Source organism: Ilyobacter sp., from assembly GCF_041583315.1.
Lineage (GTDB): Bacteria > Fusobacteriota > Fusobacteriia > Fusobacteriales > Fusobacteriaceae > Ilyobacter.
The window spans coordinates 1-1,648 of the sequence record NZ_JBFHGC010000598.1; the positions used below are offsets into that span (position 1 = coordinate 1).

The window sequence follows — 1,648 nt, forward strand, 5'->3', positions numbered from 1 at the left end:
CCGGTAGATTCTCAGGACTTATTTTTTTCTCTGTGTTGCTTTTTCTGATTATTCTCTGCAGCTCCCCTATAAATATTTCCTGGGATTTTTCAATATTCTCCCGATATATGTCCATGTTTTCAATGAGTTCCCCTATAACCCCTGATTCTATTATTTCGTCGCATCTTTTTCTGAGGTCTTCCTCCCCTCCTATATAGGACAGGTCTCCCAGTTCCAGGAGATTGTTTTCCAGTCTTACGAGCTCTTCTCCCAGCTCCTCTGTGTAGATATCTCTGTCCGGAGTATTTCCGATCTTTCCTTTGATCCTCTTTCCAGCTGTCATCCTTCTAGTCTGCTTCTCCTCTGATGGAATATACTCAGTAACCGAAGAGATTAACCCTATACTTTTCAGCTTGTCAGCTTTCTCAAAGACGGCTTCGGCTTCCTCCAGCGTTTCTGAAATAATTATTGTACTGTCAGAGCTGAAGTCAAATTTATCTATGATTTCCCTGTTAAGGGCCACACTCTGAAGATTTTTAGGCTCTATCTTCAGCATATCATTTTCAAACTCCACCTTTCCGGACTTGGATCCCAGGATTATCATTATAAAAAGTACTGCCAGAAGCGAGCTCTTTTTTCTGCTTATGACAAAATACTCGGTCTTTTGTAAAAACAGATTTCTTTTAGGTTTTTTTATACAGCTCTTCCCTCCAAACAGCATAAGGAGAGATGGAAGTACGAAAACCGCCGATACCAGGGTGCATATTATCCCCATACCGAGAACCAGTCCGAACTCTCTAAATCCCGGAAAGTCGCTGAAAGCAAACATTAAAAAACCTATGGCTGTTGTTCCTGCTCCTGTTGCCACACCTCTCATCGTCTTAGAATAAACTGCTTCTACAGCATCTTCTATACTCAATCCCTTTCCTCTCTCTTCAAGAAATACAGAGATGATGTGTATGGAGTAATCTATCCCCAGCCCTATGAGTATGGCTCCCATCATGGCGGTCATCATATTGAGAGTCCCGATGATGAGATAGGTCATTCCCATTGACCATATTATACCGGATACCAACGGAACAAGTGCCAGAATGGAGTACCTCACGATCTTAAAGCTTATAATAAATATCCCCAGCACCAGTACCATAGAAAGAGTACTTGATATTTCCATATCTTTCTTGGAAATCACCATCTCGTCTCTGGAAAGTACCTGGAGTCCCGTCATTCCAATTTTTACATTGTATTTTTCAGCTTCTTCCTGTAGATATTTTTCAAGATTATTTACCACTTTTATCACATTTTCAAAGTCATCTATACTCACTGCGGATTTCACCATCAGTATCCCCATACTCTTGTCGGGAGACAAAATATATCGATCTCCCCTCACAAATCTTCTGGCATCTTCAGCACTTATTTCCCCGTCTTTTGTTTTTAATATTATATCTTCCGTCAGATTCAAAAAATTCAGGAGTTTTACCTTGTCCTTGTCTATTTTACCACTGTCAGATTCATCGATATACCCCTTCTCAAAACCATCATTTACCCCTGCAAAAAAATCTTTCAGATTCGATCCAGCCATAGCTTTCTCGGTATTTTCAAGATCCTTATCCTTCATCAAAAGAAAAATATTTTCTTCCAAAAATTCCACCTGATTTTCATGAGTGACAGC

The 1,648-nt window shown here is 40.0% G+C and carries 1 protein-coding gene; it reads right to left on the minus strand.

Annotated features, from left to right (window positions below; genetic code table 11):
- On the minus strand, nt 1–1,618 hold a 1,618-nt coding region (locus ABZA26_RS14590; RefSeq protein ID WP_372715217.1), incomplete at its 3' end, for an MMPL family transporter.
- Nucleotides 1,619–1,648: the final 30 nt, after the last annotated feature.